Annotated in this window: 10 protein-coding genes; 7 read left to right on the top strand and 3 right to left on the bottom strand. The window is 72.7% G+C overall.

Going from position 1 to position 13,548, the window contains the following annotated elements; all coding sequences use genetic code 11:
• The first annotated feature begins 115 nt into the window (after positions 1-115).
• The 3 genes from ACWD12_RS15980 to ACWD12_RS15990 all read left to right on the top strand — a co-directional run bounded on the left by ACWD12_RS15980 (position 116) and on the right by ACWD12_RS15990 (position 4,913).
• Positions 116-2,902: a helix-turn-helix transcriptional regulator gene (locus tag ACWD12_RS15980; RefSeq protein WP_450100024.1), complete on the top strand. Its 2,787-nt coding sequence runs from the start codon at positions 116-118 to the stop codon at positions 2,900-2,902.
• On the top strand, positions 2,899-3,957 hold the full coding sequence (locus tag ACWD12_RS15985) for a hypothetical protein (RefSeq protein WP_450100025.1): 1,059 nt from the start codon (positions 2,899-2,901) through the stop codon (positions 3,955-3,957). The genes ACWD12_RS15980 and ACWD12_RS15985 overlap by 4 nt, the downstream gene beginning before the upstream one ends.
• A gap of 80 nt (positions 3,958-4,037) precedes the next feature.
• On the top strand, positions 4,038-4,913 hold the full coding sequence (locus ACWD12_RS15990) for a hypothetical protein (RefSeq protein ID WP_450100026.1): 876 nt from the start codon (positions 4,038-4,040) through the stop codon (positions 4,911-4,913).
• A 110-nt stretch (positions 4,914-5,023) separates the two neighbouring features.
• On the opposite strand, the gene ACWD12_RS15995 is transcribed toward ACWD12_RS15990, so the two are convergent.
• The 3 genes from ACWD12_RS15995 to ACWD12_RS16005 all read right to left on the bottom strand — a co-directional run bounded on the left by ACWD12_RS15995 (position 5,024) and on the right by ACWD12_RS16005 (position 8,440).
• Positions 5,024-5,488: a DUF4913 domain-containing protein gene (locus ACWD12_RS15995; protein WP_450100027.1), complete on the bottom strand. Its 465-nt coding sequence runs from the start codon at positions 5,486-5,488 to the stop codon at positions 5,024-5,026.
• A complete protein-coding gene (locus ACWD12_RS16000) occupies positions 5,485-7,248 on the bottom strand; it encodes a type IV secretory system conjugative DNA transfer family protein (protein WP_450100028.1) in 1,764 nt (587 codons plus the stop codon). Before ACWD12_RS16000 ends, ACWD12_RS15995 begins: the two co-directional genes overlap by 4 nt.
• Positions 7,249-7,324: 76 nt before the next feature.
• Positions 7,325-8,440 carry an SCO6880 family protein gene (locus ACWD12_RS16005; protein WP_450100029.1) on the bottom strand — a complete coding sequence of 372 codons (1,116 nt, stop codon included), beginning with the start codon at positions 8,438-8,440 and terminating at the stop codon, positions 7,325-7,327.
• 330 nt (positions 8,441-8,770) lie between these two features.
• Here ACWD12_RS16005 and ACWD12_RS16010 point away from each other — a divergent pair, with 330 nt between their 5' ends.
• The 4 genes from ACWD12_RS16010 (at position 8,771) to ACWD12_RS16025 (ending at position 13,449) form a co-directional block, all read left to right on the top strand.
• Positions 8,771-9,121, top strand: coding sequence for a hypothetical protein (locus tag ACWD12_RS16010; protein ID WP_358351434.1), 351 nt, complete (start codon positions 8,771-8,773; stop codon positions 9,119-9,121).
• A gap of 214 nt (positions 9,122-9,335) precedes the next feature.
• A complete protein-coding gene (locus ACWD12_RS16015) occupies positions 9,336-10,196 on the top strand; it encodes a hypothetical protein (protein ID WP_450100030.1) in 861 nt (286 codons plus the stop codon).
• Entirely contained in the window at positions 10,193-11,896 is a 1,704-nt protein-coding gene (locus tag ACWD12_RS16020) for a hypothetical protein (protein WP_358351428.1), read from the top strand. Before ACWD12_RS16015 ends, ACWD12_RS16020 begins: the two co-directional genes overlap by 4 nt.
• A 47-nt stretch (positions 11,897-11,943) precedes the next feature.
• Positions 11,944-13,449: an SCO6880 family protein gene (locus tag ACWD12_RS16025; protein WP_450100031.1), complete on the top strand. Its 1,506-nt coding sequence runs from the start codon at positions 11,944-11,946 to the stop codon at positions 13,447-13,449.
• The last annotated feature ends 99 nt before the right edge of the window (positions 13,450-13,548 follow it).

A 13,548-nucleotide genomic window follows, 5' to 3' on the forward strand; every position in this document is an offset into this window, starting at 1 on the left:
GCGTTACGATTCCGAAGGGGAATCGACGCAACGGGGATGCGGGGACTCTTGTGGCCACTTCGACACGCACAGCGGTACAGCGGCGCACATTCGACCGGGCACCGGCGGAGCCGACGTGAACGGGGACCGAGTACTACGGCACCGGGACACCGCCACCAGCTTCGTCGGACGCCGACGGGAACTGGCTGACATCGCCCGGGTGTTCGCGAACGGAGCGCGACTGGTCAGCCTCGTCGGCCCCGGCGGCATCGGCAAGACGCGGTTGGCGATGCGCGTCGCCCGGCTGCGCGCCGACCGCGGCCAGGAGGTCGTCCTGGTCGACCTCGCCCCGATCTGCTCGCACGGCCGCCTGGAGGACGCGGTCCTGAGAGCGGCCACGCGCGGCGCCGAGGCGCGCGGCCTGCCGCCCAGGTCGTTCACCGAACTCCTGGGCGACCGAGAGGTCCTCGTGGTCCTCGACAACTGCGAGCACCTGACCGCCGAGGCACGCCGAGTCGCCGAGTCACTGCTCACCGACTGCCCCGGCGTGCGGATCATCGCCACGGGCCGGGAACCATTGCGGGCCGAGGGCGAGACCGTGCGGCACGTCGAACCGCTCGCGGTGGACTCCGAGGCAGAGGGTGCGGGCGGCCACGACAACCAGGCGGTCCGCCTGTTCATCGACCGCGCGCGCCTGGTCCGCCGCACGCTGGACGTCTCACCCTCCGCGGTCGGTGACGTACGCCGCATCGTGCGCGCGGTGGACGGCATCCCGCTCGCGATCGAACTGGCCGCCGCGCGCGCCCGCATGCTCACCGTCCACGAGATCGCCGACGGCCTCAACCTGCACATGCTCTCCGCCACCCGCCGCGGCGGCGACGCCCGGCACCGCACCATGAGCACATCACTCGACTGGAGCTACTCACTGCTGTCGATCCCCGAACGGGTGCTGTTCCGGCGCCTGTCGCAGTTCCGGGGCCAGTGGTCGGAAGAGGCCGCGATCGCCGTCTGCGCGGACGACGACCTGCCCCCCGAGGCGGTACCGGGCCACCTGCGCGCCCTCGTCGCCAAGTCGCTGGTCGTACGCCGCGAGACGCCCCTCGGCGAACGGTTCCGCATGCTGCTGCCGATCCGCGACTACGCGCGCGAGCAGGTGTACTCCGCCCACGACCCGGCCGTGCACCCCGTCGCGGGCGTCCCGTCCGCCGACCGCCATCTGCGCTACTACGTCGAGCTGGCCGAGCGCGCCGACGCCGCACAGTGGGTCCTGGACTTCCAGGGGCGCGAGGAACTCGAGGACGCCTCCGCCAACTTCCACGCCGCCCTGGAACACGCCTGCGCACACCACCCGGAGGACGCGCTGCGCCTCGCCGCCGCGCTCGGCTTCTACTGGCGCGTCACCGGCCGCCTCACGATCGCGGCCGAGGCGTCGGCCCGCGCCCTCGAGGCCGCGCCCGGCACGCCGCATCCGGCGCGCGCCGTCGTGCTGGCGAACCAATCGGCGCTGCTCTTCTGGCTCGGCAACGTCTCGGACGCCCACGCCTACGCGGTCGCCGCGGTGGATTCCGCGAGCCTGACCGGCGACACCCGGGCCCGGGCGCACGCACTGGTCCGGCTCGGCAGCAGCTTGGCCGCCACGTGCGCCCGTGAGGCGCAGACGGTGATGCGCGAGGCCGTCGACCTGGCCCGCCGATCGTACGACCCGGTCGTCCTCGGGGACGCGCTCGTCAACCTGACGCTCAGTCTGATGTGGCAGGAGGACTACACGGCCATGCGCGAGGCCGCCGAGGAAAGCGCCAGCCTCGCCTACATCTTCGGCTTCGACTACATCGAAGCGCTCACGCTGTGGTGCCAGGCCCACGAGGCCAGGGCACGGCACGACCCGGCCAGGGCACGGGCGTCGGCCGAGCGGGTGCTCGAACTGACCGGCGGGGACACACCGGGGCGAGGCGGCTGCGACGTACGCACTTTCTGCCACAACGGCGCGGTCCAGATCCTCGCGCTCACCGCGGTCGACGAAGGCGACCCGGAACGCGCGGCGGCCCTCGTCGCCGCCGAACTGGCCCGCTGCGAGAGCGAACCGGTGCCGTGGGGCGTCGGCGTACTCCTGCACGCCCGAGGGTGCGCCGAACTCGCCGCGGGGGACAACGCCGCCGCCCGTGCCACCGGCATGCAACTGTACGAGCGCGAGCGCGGTGGCAGCGCGGCCCTGGCCTGGCGGGGCCTGGAGATCCTGATGCGCGCGGCACTCGCCGAAGGGGACACCGCGGCCGCCCGGCGCCACGCCGAGGGCATCCGGATCCTGGCTCGGGACCTGGGAAACCGGGTGGCCGAGGCCACCGCGACGCTGGGCACGGCACACGCGGACCTGGCCGCGGGCGACGCGGGCAGCGCGGAGATGCGTGCCCGGGAGGCGTTCGGCATCGGCCTCGCGGCGCGGATGCCGGCACATGCCGTCGCCGCGCTGGAACTCCTCGGCGAGATCGCGGTGGCCCGCGGACGTCCGGCGCAGGCCGCGTGCCTCGTCGCGGCCGCGGACGCCTCGGGCGGTGCCGTGCGGGAGCCGTACCGCCAGGCCGCCTACGCGGCGGTGCGCGGGGCGATCGACACGGCGCTGGACGCGTCCGAGCGCGAGGCCGCGTACGCGCAAGGCGCCGGCATGACGCTCGACGACGTCGCGGGATACCTCCGCCGTACGCGCGGCAAGCGCGTCCGGGCCGACCGCGGATGGGCGAGCCTCACCGCGACCGAGACCGCCGTCGCCCGGCTGGCCGCGGACGGGTTGCTCAACCCCGCGATCGCGGAGCGCCTGGTCATCGCGCGCGCGACGGTCAAGGTGCACCTGTCGCGGGTGTACGCCAAGGTCGGTGTGGCCAACCGCACCGAACTGGCGGCTCAGTTGCGGGCGGTACCGCCGACGTGACGCCGTGGGACGAGCCGGAGGGGCACGTACGGGTCGACGTGTCGCTGGAGAAGCGCGGGCCGGCGGGGAGCCGGTCCGCGGGACGGTTGGTGCCGCCGCCGGACCCGGGACTCGATCCGGCGCTCGATCCGGGACCCGATCGGGGACCCGAGTCGGCACCCGAGTTGGGTTCGGCGCTCGCGGCGGCAGTCGGGCCCGAGGCGGAATCGCCGCACCAGGTCGGCCCGCCGGCTGAACCGGACCCGTCGGTCGAGGCTCAACCGCCGGTCGAGCCGCAACTGCCGGTCGAGCCACAACTGCCGGTCGAGCCGCGACAACCGGGCGAGCCGCCACCGCCGGGCGATGCGGCAGCGCCGCCGAACCTCGACGCCGTACCGGCCGAGGTGTCCCTCCGGATCCCGCTGTGGTGGTCGGACGGCGGACGGTCCACCGCTGCGCCGAGCAATCCGCCCTACTGGGCCGGGACCCCGCGAAGCGACGGCCCCGAACGCCCCGATCACCCCGACCCGGGCGACGACGGCAGGGGCGGCGGCCCGGCACCCGCGGAGGCCGAGCGGTCGTTCGCGTGGGCCTTCGACGGTGCCGAAGATCCGCCGGTGTACTCGTCGAGCGGCCGCCGCTTCCTCTGGATCCTCGGCGGCGTCGCCGCCGTCGCCGCCGTGGTGGCCGCCGCCCTCGTGCTCGGCGGCGACGGGGAGAAGACCGCGAAGCGCCCGAACGGCCCCCCGCAATCGGCCGCGCAACCGCCGCCCGCCGCGGCACCGCCCGGGCCGGCGTCCGCGTACATGCCCCGGACCCTGGCCCTCAGCGGCTTCGAGAACAAGGTCCAGGTCACCTGGCAGCCACCCGAGCGAGCCGGCGAGGCGGTGGGCTTCATGGTCGTCGCGCAGAGCCGTGAAGGCGCCGTCCTGGAACACCGTTTGGTGTCCGCGGGGGAGACCTCGGCCGTCTTCGCCGCCCCGCCCATGACCCGCGACGGGTGCGTCGTCGTGGCGACACTCGTCCGCGGCCCGACGGGAGTCACGCCCATACGCGCCGACCCGGTCTGCCGCTGACGCCTGTCGGCGGTCCGTTGCGACGGCAAGTCCCGCCCGCCCCACCTCTGCCAGCCCGCGATGCCGACGGGAGCCCTTGGATGATCGACGAAACGGCCGTCCCCGACTGGCCGGTGGTGACGATCCGGATGTCGCCCGACGGGCGTGCCGAGGTGGACGGCCAACCCGTCGTCCACGGTCCGGGCGAGGATGCCAGGGACGCCGCGATGAGCCGGGCCGCCCACGCCGCGCAAGGGCTGGGCCGTCCGGTCCGCGTCGATGCCCGGGAGGCCGACGGGACGCTGTTCCCGCTCATCGTCGATCCCACCGGAGCGGTCACCGAGGCGGGGCCGCCCGTACCGGCCGCCTCCGAGCGGCGCGGTCTGCTGCGGCGGCGCAGGAGCACGGTTACCGAGGAACTCCCGAGGCCGCCGGTGGCATATGCGGAACCTCCGCGACACGAACCGGAGTTCGTGCCCGCGAGCGCAGGCTCGGCGGGCCCGGTCCGGGCCGTCGCCCACCCGTCCGAGGTCACCGGAGACCCGTCGCTGCCTCGGCCGGGCGTGCACCACGTACAGGTCCTCGACCAAGTACACGGTCTCGCGGAGTCGGGCGACCACCCCGCGGCGCTCCGCCTGCTGGCGGAGCTCCAGCCCGACGCCGATGCCGAGGAGGCCGTCGCCCTCGGCGAGATCCGGGCGTATCTGGCGTTCCTCGAGGGCGATGCCGTACGCGCCACCCGCCTGTACACGGATGCGGCACTCGCCTGGTTCCGGCTGCGCACCGCGGTGGACGGGTGGGTCCTGGGCCTCGCCGAATGTGCGCACTACAGCTGGGGCCACGTTGACGACCCGGATCAGGCGTTCGGCCTCGGATGCGAACTCGTCGCCGCCTACCAGACATTGGGCATCACCGATTCCCCGCGCGCCGACGTCGCCCGGGCGAGGCTGGAGCAGACCCGGGACCGGCTGCTCTAGCACGCGGGTCCCGGCCCCGCGGCCGCATCACGCGCCGGATCGGCCGACCAGTCGGATCACTCGGAGTACTCGGAACAGTTGGACCAGGCAGGCCAGGCAGGCCAGGCAGATCAGTCGGCTGAAGCCAGGCCCGTGGTCGTGGGCCCCTTGGTGGTGGATCCGTCCGCGCGCCCGGCCGGCGACGGCAGCACATTGAGCATGGGGTGCTCCGCGACCTCCGGCGGTGCGGGCAGCAACGGCAGGGGTTCGGGCGGGAATTCGCCGTGGCCGCTCTCCGGGTCACAGGCGGCGAAGGGCCCGTACGTCGGGTCCATCAACTGGCGCATGTGCGGGTCCGCGTGGTCCAGCCACCAACGCGACAGGCCCACGGCCGGATCTCCGCGCATGTGCTCGAACGAGCGCCACAACACGGACAGCCGGGCGATCGCCTCCGGGTGCTTCCACCAGGCAGGGCACCAGATGGCGGTGGCCCGGTTGAGCCTTCTGCGCAGGACCTCCGCGAGGTAGTCGCGTACGAACGCCTCCAACGAGTCGAAAGCCGGTTCCGGGTCCGCCGGTTCGGCTACCAGGATCATGCGGCACTCGCCTTCCCGGGAACCGCCTCGGTGCGAGGCGCCGGCCCGTGTTCCAAGAGCGATGCGCGGATCTCCGTGGCGTGGTCGCCGTCCCACCACGGCACGGTCCGCACGAGAGCGGGCGGGCTTCCGCTGACCTGCACGAACGCGCGTCCGCGCGGCAGCGACGCCAGGTCGGGGACGTCCAGCACCGGTTCGGAGCGGGACCCGGTGCTGATGTTGCGCTTCCAGACGTCGCTGGTGGAGTAGCTGACGCCGACGGTGTGCGGCTCGAACACCCCGGAGGCGGACGACAGGTCGGCGAGGAACTTGGTGTCGAGTACGCCACCGCCATACACGCGCACGTTGGCGGCGCCCCACAGCTTCGCCATGCCGGTCTCGCCCCACGCGGACACCCCTTGGGCCCACGACTGGAGGATGGTCATCATCACGATGCCGCGCGATCCGAAGTGCGAGTACTTGTCGGGCAGGGCCTTCCACGGGCAGACGTTCGCGGCCTCGTCGAGGACGAACAGCATGGGGGTCGGCAGTCGGCCGCCCGGCCCGGCGGTGCCCTGGTTCTCCGCCTCTTCGGCCAGCGCGGCGGTGAAGACGGTGATCAGCGGCGCCGCCATCTTGTTCGTCTCCTCCGACAGCAGGTACAGGCTGTCGGTCGCGTCGCGCACGAACTCCTTGTAGCGGAAACGGGGTCGGCTGGGGTCGCTGCCGGGTGTCACCCACTCGGTCATGCTCGGTGCGGTCAGGAACGACGCCATCTGCGCGGCGGTGCCGTACACGCCCGCGCGCTGCCGCTCGGGCGAACTCACGATCGCCAGAACCGAGTCGGCCGAGAGCGTGTGGCCGTGCGCGCGCAGGATGCGTACCGGGGCGTCGTCCGCGGGCCGGGTGAGCCAGGTGTAGACGGCGGTGATCACCCGTCCGTCCAGCGACGCGGCGAGCAGGAGGTTCGCCAGCAGCTCCTCCGCGGCGGGCTCGAAGTACGCGTCGCTGCGCACGTGTTCGGCGCGGTTGATGGACGCGATGCGGCTCGCCGTCTTCACCGCGAGGGTGATCTTGCCGTTCACGTACTCCAGCGGGTCCCAGTACCAGGACGGCGGCTCGTTGGCCTGGTTCTGCGGGTCGAAAACCCACACGCGCCCGCGGCGGGCCCGCGAGTTCCGGGTGGCGTCGACGACGTCGCGCTTGTTGGACGTCACGACGACGGCGCCGGGGGCCGCCACGATGTTGGGGATGGCCCGCGCCGAGGTCTTCCCGGTACGCGGTCCCCAGATGTCGACGTGCATGTCCTCCCAGGAACCCCACAGCATTTGGCCGCCGCGCACGAGGCGGCCCACCGCGACACCGGGAGGGTCCACATGCCCGTAGCCGATCTTGTCGGCGGTCTCGCGTACGCCCCGCGTGGTGGTGGCCATCAGGTCCCGCGGCCTGGCCAAGTACGGGATCGCGCGGTCGACCTTGACCCGGCGACGCTTGCGGAGCAGGACCGACACCCCCACCATCAGCGCCGAGCTGAGGAACGCCGCGCCGAGCAGGGACGCGTACAAGGTGGCCTTGGCCCCGGGCCACGTGTAACGGCCGTTGCGCAGGTGCCAGATCATCGTGATGGGCGACGCGGGCGGCTTCGGCGCACCCGCCGGCGTGGCCAGATAGGCACCCAGCCAGACCACCCCGCAGCCGAGGAAAGCGACGACCACGAGGCCCAGGAGCACGTGGAGTTCGCTGAACGGGTACGGCCCGCGGCGACGGGTCGTGGCGCTCATCGCAGGATCCTTCCGAAGCCGGTGCGGGTGGTTCGGGTGGTTCGGGTGCCGCGGTCGGGCGGCGGTGCGGCGTACCTCACGGGACGTGCCGCGGGGTCTGCGGGGGCCGCAGCCCGGTGGGCACCTGGACGCCGAGCGGCAGCGCGGCCGCGAACGCGGCCGCCTGGCAGCCGTAGGCACGGCGCAGTCGGACCTGCGTGCCCAGGGACAAGTGGTCCAGCGCCGCGTCCCGGGCTTGGCGCACCGTCGCGTACGTCGCGGTCAGGAGTGTCGTCGGGCGCATGGCCCGCGAGCCGCCGTGCGGCGGGGCGTGGCCCGCGACGGGGCGTCGGTGCAACAGCGCGAGCCGCGTGGTCGTGGCACCCGGCAGGCCGTCCCCGACCAGGCCGGCGAACGGTTCGCGGTCGGGGGCGCCCGACATGACCCACGTGACGGAGGCGCATCCGTCGTGCGCCAGGTGATCCCAGGCGTCCAGTGACGAACGCGGCGCCGCCTGGCCCCACTTGGGTCCCTCCGCGGCCGAGGCCGGCATCGCGTCCACCATGCGGGCGACGCTCGGGTCGTACGCGCTGCGCACAAGTCCGCTCAGCGCCTGGGTGGTCAGCGGCACGACGGCCGTGTCCAAGGCGGATTCCAGGGTGGAGCAGACTCGTGGCAGCGCTGCGCCGACGATGGCGGCCGCCTCGACGGCCCCCGTCCCGCCGAGGCGCCACCGGGACCGGCGTCCCTCGGGTGCGGTACGCCAGGTCAGCCCGACATGGCCGCGAAGGCCGGTCGGGTCGACCCGGACCGCGACGGTGGCGGCGACGAGGTGGGGATGGTCGCCCAGCGACGCGATCACCTCCGTCCAGTTTTCCGCCCACTCGGACACGGCCCGTGCGGAGACGGCCGACTTGGAAGCGGATGGGGACCCGGCACGCTCGGGCCCGGCACGCCCGGACCCGGTGGCGCCCGGCCCGAGCGTGCCGCCGCCCTCCGCCGTGAGCACCGCGGTGTGCGTGCCGGGTGTGGCGGCGAGCAGCGCGTACGGTCGCCCGTAGGCGTCCCGTGCGGCCACGAGCCGGTGCGCGAAGGCGAGCCCGGGCAGCCGGACCGCACCCATGGGCGTGGCCTCGACGGCCCGTGCCCGGCGGGGGGCGTCGCGCGCGGGCCCGGTGCGCTCGGCACCCGGGGACTTGACACGGTTCGTCATCGCAGGATGTCTCCGCCGATCGTTCTCGCGGGCGGCGCGGTCGGCCCGGACCCGCATGCACGCGGCGGTGCACTCCAGACGGGCCGGGCGCCGTGCCGGCGCATTTGGAAAACATCGGCCCCGAGGGGGAGTTGCGGGCGCCGTGCCGCCCACCATCCGGCCCCTCGCCCGAGTTCGTCAAGATGCCTCGGGCAAATCCCGTGGTACACCCTGGAATTGTGGCGCGTTTGTCCAATCAAGCCTGCTCGGGGCGTTCCTACACTGGACGGGTCAGCGACCGGACCGCATTTACGCACGGGCAAGGCCGATACTTCGCGCAGGGTGGGTCATATGGACGCGCTATTGAAACTCTGGATCTCGTGGGACGTGTCGCTCGGCGCGCCCATGGCGCCTGCGCCGCCCCCGGCTCCACCGCCGCCGGACAACTCGAAAACGATTCTGGAACCCGGCGGGGCGCATATTCCGGAAAGCCTCACCGGAGGATTCTCCAAACTCCTCGCCTTCGGGTCGTGGATCGTCCTCGGGCTGTGCGTGGCAGGGCTCCTGGCCACCGCCGGGCGCATGGCGTACGCCCACAAGACCGGCGGCGAGGTGCACATTCCGGGCCTGCTGATGCCCATGGCCGCGTGTGTCATCGTCGGCTCGGCCTCGGCGATCGTCGGCATCGTCGCCGGACCTTGACGGACGGCGGGCGGCTTCCCGCGCCTGCCGGCGCCCGCCCATGAGCCTCCCGGGCCTGCCCGTGAGCTTCCCGCGAGTCGTCGCGCGCTGACCCGCGAGGCGTCCCGCGCGCATTCCCGCGAGCGCCCTGGGTGCTCTCGCGCGCTCTCTTTCGGCCGTCGGGCGGGATCCGCCCCGGTCCCGGCAACTCCCCCAGTGGAAGACGGAGATCCCCTTGTTCGGTCGCAGGCGAGGCGAGCGGGCCGCGGACGGCGCGTGGCGCGCGGATCGCGGCTCGCTCGCCCAGCCGGGCTTCATCGGCGCCGCGCTGGTGCTGGTCGTCGTGCTGGTCTTCGCGGTGCTGCTGATCGTGGACGTCACCACGACCGCTCCGCGCGCGGCCGCGGCCGATCCCGCCGGGAGCAGCGGCCCCGTCACGAGCGTGGGGGACGGCGGCACGTCTCCCACCCCACCGCCCAATCCGGCGGCCCCCGGCGTGACGGTGCCTCCGCCGCGGCCCGCCGTCTCCTCGGACGGCTCGTGCCCGTCCTTCCAGGACAGCCCGACCGCGCAGCCCACGCAGGTGCCGTCGCACATCGAATGGGTGGACTACCGCGGGCTCATGGTGCCGCTGTCGCGGATGGCCGGGCCGGCCGAGCGGGTCGGCAGCGTCGCGCGCTGCTTCGCCCCGACGCCCGCGGGCGCGCTGCTCGCCGCCGCGAACATCGTGATCCGGCATCCGGTCGCGCCCGACTGGCGCAGCCTGGTCGAGCGGCAGGTGGTGCCGGGTCCGGGACGGGACGCGTACGTGCGGCTGCGCGAGCGGCAGCCCGGCCCGACCGTCGACTCGGTGGTCCCGCCGGCCGCGGACCGGCTGGCCCGGCTGGCCGGCTTCAGATTCGTCAGCTACTCCCCGCAGTCCGCCGCGGTGGCCCTGCTCTTCCGGATGTCGAACGGCGAACTGCGGGCGAGCGTCCACACCGTGCTGTGGGCCGAAGGGGACTGGAAGCTGCAGATGCGCGACGACGGCTCGGACGCGTTCATGGAGCAGATCGCCACCGGCCCTGAGGGCTACGTCGAATGGGGAGACGCATGACCGGCGCGCGTCGCTCCGCGAAGGCCGTGCTCGTCCTGCTGGTGCTGGGACTCCTGCTCGGGCTGCTGCCCGGCTCCGTCCCGAGCGCGACCGCGGAGGAGACCGGCCCGTCCGACCTCAAATACGAGGACTCGTGCATCTACATCCCGATGAACATCAGCGGATCGCAGTGGTATTACGTCTGCCCGCAGCAGAACTGGTCGACTTCGGTGGTGCTGCGGAACGAGAAGAACGAGCGTATCAACGGGTGGTGGCAGCCCGACAACATCTCCGGCGGACCGCCCTGGTTCAACTTCACGTCGGGCACCGAGGAGTACAAGGACCTGGTCGCCGAGCAGGAATCCTGGGCGGGGCTGTGCACCGAGCAGTGCGCCGGTCAGACGGACAAACGCGCGGTCGCCCCGAAAAGCGACACGTACGGCCCGGATTCGTTCTGGGGAAACAACAACGAGAACGCGGACGCCAGCAGTCCCTGTGAATTCCTGAAACCGCGGACGCAGCGCAAGATCAGCTGCGTCGACCCGCGCGTCGACCCGAACAAGCCCGAGGACCGCAACAAGTCGCTGTGCCCGGAGGACCGCCTGCCCGGCGGCGGGCCGACCAGCCTGTTGGAGAAGTGCCGGGCCGCCACCAAGGCGTTCCACGACCACTTCAAGTACGGCGAACGCACCCCGGAACAGCCGAGCGCCTGCGGCACGGTGGCCGCCGCCGCGTGCGACCGAGGCGACTCGCGGCCGGTCACCACCGCCGGGTACGACCCGTCGATCAAGTTCCTCGACGACCCCATCGCGTGGACGAAGGTGAACCTCGGCGCCGCGGCCGCCACCGTCTCCACCTGGTGGGTCAACTCGCCCGACCCGGTCATCAACAACGACACCGGCTACAAGCTGGAGCAGAACGTCGACTTCCTGGTCCGGCACACCAACGTCATCACGTACTTCCTGGTGATCGTCTCGATTCTGATCGCGGCGGTCCGGATGGCGCTGACCCGCGACGCGACGCCCGCCCGCGACGTCCTGCGCAGCATCGCGACTCTGATCGTCGTCTCGGGCCTGTCCGTGATGGTGGTCAACGCGCTTGTCCGGGCCTCGAGTTACTTCTCGTCGTGGGTGCTGATCCGCGGCCTGGACCCGAGCAACCCGCAGGAGATCACGCCGGAGAACACCAGCAAGGCTACGAAGGAGGCGCTGGCCACGCTCACCGGCGCCATCTCCGACTCGAACCTGAACTTCTTCGTCTTCCTGATCGTCGTCGTGTGCCTGATCGCCAGCAGCCTGATGAACTACTTCTACATGACCGTGGCGTTCTTCATGGTCATCGTGCTGACCGGCACGCTGCCACTGGCCACCGCCGCCACCAACACGGAGGCGGGCCGCAGTTGGATGCGCGGGCACCTGTCGTACCTCGCGGCGTTCATCCTGCTCAAACCCGCGACCGTGCTCGTCTTCGTCGCGGGCGCGCGCATGTGGGCGCCGCAGACGAACGACCCGCTCACCACCGAGATGCAGTTCCGCGGGGTGTTCGTGCTGATGCTCATCACGATCCTGCTCCCGGCACTGCTCCGGATCGTCACGCCCATCGTGAGCCCGGCCGCCGGATCGGACGGCGCCAACGCGGCGCTCGCCGGCGGCATGCTCGTCACCGGGGCCAAGGCCGTGGGCGGCGCCACCAAGGTCGTCGGCAAGATCATCCGCCGTTAGCCCGGCGCGGCGGAACGGACCCTACCCGGCAAGGCGAGGCACCCGTCATGGACTCCACCCCCACCACGGAACCCCTGGGACCGCGGACGTACGGCAACTGGCGCAAACCGCTGTCGCCCGGCATCGGCGGCATCGGCGCGGCGGGCACCCTGCTGCTGTTCACCGGGATGCTGCTGTTCATCATCGTCATGTTCGTGTCGATGGTCATGGCCGTCGGCGTTGCGGTGGTGTTCGGAATCGCCCTGCTGCCTTTGGTGTTCCGCGACAAGCACGGCAGGAACGGCCTCCAGCGCATCACCGCGCGGGTCGCCTGGATCCGCGGGAAGCTGGCCGGGAAGCACCTGTTCCGTTCCGGTCCGCTCAGCGAAATCCCGGCGGGGACTTGTGAGTTGCCCGGTGTCGGCGCGGCGTCCTCGGTGTACGCGTCCACCGACGCGCACGGCCGCCCGTTCGCCCTGGTGTCCTTCCCGGGTGTCGGCCACCACACCGTCGTGCTGTCCTGCGAGGCCGACGGAGCCTCGCTCGTGGACGGCGACCAGATCGACACCTGGGTCGGCTACTGGGGGCAGTGGCTCGGCCAACTCGGCCACGAACCCGGGCTGGTCGGCGCGTCCGTCACCATCGAGGCGGCACCGGACTCCGGCGAGCGGCTGCGCCGCGAGGTGACCGACAACCTCGCCGCCGACGCCCCCACCGTGGCCATCGACGTGCTGCGCGAGGTGGTGCGCTCGTACCCGAAGGGCTCGGCCAGGCTGTCCACGTGGGTGGCCCTGACCTACTCGGGTGTCTCCCGCATCAGTGGCGCCCGCATGTCCGTCGAGGAGGTCGCCGCCGGGATCGGGTCCCGGCTGCCGGGGCTGTGCGACGCCTTGCAGATGACGGGTGCGGGCCCTGCCCAGCCCATGACGTCGCGCGAACTGGCGGAGGCCGTACGCGTCGCGTACGACCCGCGCGCCGCGGCCACGCTGGAGCGCAGCCACGGCGAGGGCGAGGAGATCCCCTGGTCGGAGACCGGCCCGATGAGCGCGGTCGAGGCGTGGGACCACTACCGGCACGACAGCGGCTGGTCGGTGACCTGGTCGATGTCCGAGGCCCCGCGCGGCGGTGTGTTCTCCTCGATCCTGCTGCGTCTCGTGCTGCCGCACGCCGACATCCTGCGCAAGCGCGTCACCCTGGTCTACCGGCCGCACGATCCGGGCACCGCCGCCCGGCTCGTGGAACGCGACCGCAAGGACGCGCTGTTCAAGGCCAAGCAGGCGAAGATCCCCAACGCGCGCGACTCGGTGGCGGTACGCGCCGCCGAGCAGGCGGCCCACGAGGAGGCCACCGGCGCGGGCGTGGTGCGCTTCGGGATGTTCGTGACCGCGACTGTCGACTCCGCCGAGGCGCTCAAGCTCGCGGCGTCGACCGTGGACAGCCTCGCCTCGTCGTCGCGCGTCCTGCTCCGCCGCGTCTTCGGCGCGCAGGCCACGGCCTTCGCGGCGACCCTGCCGCTCGGCCTGGTGTTGCCGTCGCACCTGCACGTACCGCAGAAGCTCAGGGAGTCGATATGACCGCCTTCGAGGCGGCTCCGGGACGGCGCCGGGGCAGGACTTGGTGGGGGAGCGGGGGCCGGAAGGGCGGCGGTTCCGCGTCCGGTGCCGCCGGATGGC

The sequence above is a fragment of the Streptodolium elevatio genome (genome assembly GCF_053592165.1).

Excerpts from the sequence above, each read along its gene's own strand:
- ACWD12_RS16025 (WP_450100031.1), top strand. The coding sequence starts at position 11,944 with ATGGACTCCACCCCCACCACGGAACCCCTGGGACCGCGGACGTACGGC.
- ACWD12_RS15990 (WP_450100026.1), top strand. The coding sequence starts at position 4,038 with ATGATCGACGAAACGGCCGTCCCCGACTGGCCGGTGGTGACGATCCGG.
- ACWD12_RS16005 (WP_450100029.1), bottom strand. The coding sequence starts at position 8,440 with ATGACGAACCGTGTCAAGTCCCCGGGTGCCGAGCGCACCGGGCCCGCG.
- ACWD12_RS16010 (WP_358351434.1), top strand. The coding sequence starts at position 8,771 with ATGGACGCGCTATTGAAACTCTGGATCTCGTGGGACGTGTCGCTCGGC.
- ACWD12_RS15995 (WP_450100027.1), bottom strand. The coding sequence starts at position 5,488 with ATGATCCTGGTAGCCGAACCGGCGGACCCGGAACCGGCTTTCGACTCG.
- ACWD12_RS16000 (WP_450100028.1), bottom strand. The coding sequence starts at position 7,248 with ATGAGCGCCACGACCCGTCGCCGCGGGCCGTACCCGTTCAGCGAACTC.
- ACWD12_RS16020 (WP_358351428.1), top strand. The coding sequence starts at position 10,193 with ATGACCGGCGCGCGTCGCTCCGCGAAGGCCGTGCTCGTCCTGCTGGTG.